This is a genomic window from Phyllobacterium sp. P5_D12, assembly GCF_054049495.1.
The window spans coordinates 1-1,543 of sequence record NZ_JBFUMG010000804.1; the positions used below are offsets into that span (position 1 = coordinate 1).

3 protein-coding genes are annotated in these 1,543 nt (G+C 49.9%); 1 reads left to right on the forward strand and 2 read right to left on the reverse strand.

Going from position 1 to position 1,543, the window contains the following annotated elements:
* On the forward strand, positions 1–377 hold a 377-nt coding region (locus ACXJ5O_RS26580), incomplete at its 5' end, for a Dps family protein (RefSeq protein WP_457302524.1).
* Between the two features lie 54 nt (positions 378–431).
* On the opposite strand, the gene ACXJ5O_RS26585 is transcribed toward ACXJ5O_RS26580, so the two are convergent.
* On the reverse strand, positions 432–668 hold the full coding sequence (locus ACXJ5O_RS26585) for a hypothetical protein (protein WP_271893291.1): 237 nt from the start codon (positions 666–668) through the stop codon (positions 432–434).
* Between the two features lie 121 nt (positions 669–789).
* Positions 790–1,056: a sel1 repeat family protein gene (locus ACXJ5O_RS26590; RefSeq protein WP_457302525.1), complete on the reverse strand. Its 267-nt coding sequence runs from the start codon at positions 1,054–1,056 to the stop codon at positions 790–792.
* Positions 1,057–1,543: the final 487 nt, after the last annotated feature.

The window sequence follows — 1,543 nt, forward strand, 5'->3', positions numbered from 1 at the left end:
GGCACATGAGCGGCCCGCACTTTCGCGACTACCATCTTCTGCTGGACGACCAAGCCGAGCAGATCTTCGCAATGACCGACGTTCTCGCGGAACGGGTACGGAAAATCGGTGGCACGACGTTGAAGTCCATTGGACAGATCAGCGCTCAGCAACGTATTCCCGACAACGATGCCAATTTCGTCACACCCGAAGATATGCTGGCGGAGCTACGCGACGATAATAAGAACTTCATCGGCTATTTGCGTCAGGTTCACGAGCTGTGCAGCGAACACGGCGACAGCGCCACAACGAGTATCATAGAGAACTTCATAGATGAGACAGAACGCAGGCACTGGTTCCTGTTCGAAGCAACACGTGTCGGACCGGCAGGCGTCTAAGCGTAAGCAGTGAGCGAAACAAACTCCAGCTCTCGAAGCTGGAGTTTCCAGTGCTCAATCATTGGCCTTTACCGGCCTGGCCTTCTGGTCTCGGGCCTCGGCGATAAGCGCTTCAACTGCTGAAATGTTAAGAGCTAAGGTCGCAACTTTGTTCAATGTATTGTTATCCGGAAATGCTTTTGACTTGGCAGACAACAATATCAGCTGCTTTTGAGCAGCCGTTAATCTCGATAACAATCCTTCAAGATCGTCAAGCATCACTTCCCCGTCTTTGTCAAGAATCATACGCACTCACAGCAATACTCCATACGTGACAAGACAACCAATTGTATACCCACGGTTGCAAACATTACGATATCCCGTTGTGATTGAGTTCACAATATGGGATTTTGTGCAGAACGGGTGCACGGTTTTAGTGGGAGGTCATCCATTCGCGTGCGGCACGCAGGGCGGCAGCGATATCGGGCTTCGACATTGACTGAGCGAGTTCTGCCCGCAGTTCAGCCGCCCGGTCGCTTCCCTTGATGGCGGCGATATTGAACCATTTATGGGCTGCCACAAGATCGATAGCGCAATCCCGGCCTGTTGCGTACATAATTCCCATTTCGAAGAGAATATCTGTCTGCGCCGAGCCCCCGGCGTGTCCACTATCGGTATGCTGAAGATCAAAGCGTGCCATTTTACCAAATCCCTTGTTGAACCCGAACCGTTACTTGACGAAAGCCCTGTTAGACTTCTGAGAACCGCTCGTTTTGTTGTTTCGCGTGTTCCGTCGATGCTTTCGAGAATGCAGCATAGGCTTGAAATTGCTGTTAAAGGGCATGATTAACCGGGCACAAACAAAACAAAAACAACTTGTAAATTTCGGAATTTATTAAATATAACGCGCCAGCAATTGCGGGCATTTGTCGAAAATTCTCGTAAAATGCAGATGAGCGATTTCAAGCATTTGATAACCAAAGAACAGGTTTGCCCGGCGAGGAGCGATTATAATTTCCCGCCCTTGCATGGCTGCGAGGATCGAAATTCTGCCGCAAATGATCTTGAATTACGTTTACGTATGCGTAATATCGCGCAAATGCGTGGATGATGTGCAGCCACGCATTTCGGGAGGAAAGTATGAAGCGCAAAATAGTGCTGGCCTGTGCCGGTTTCGTCCTCATGGC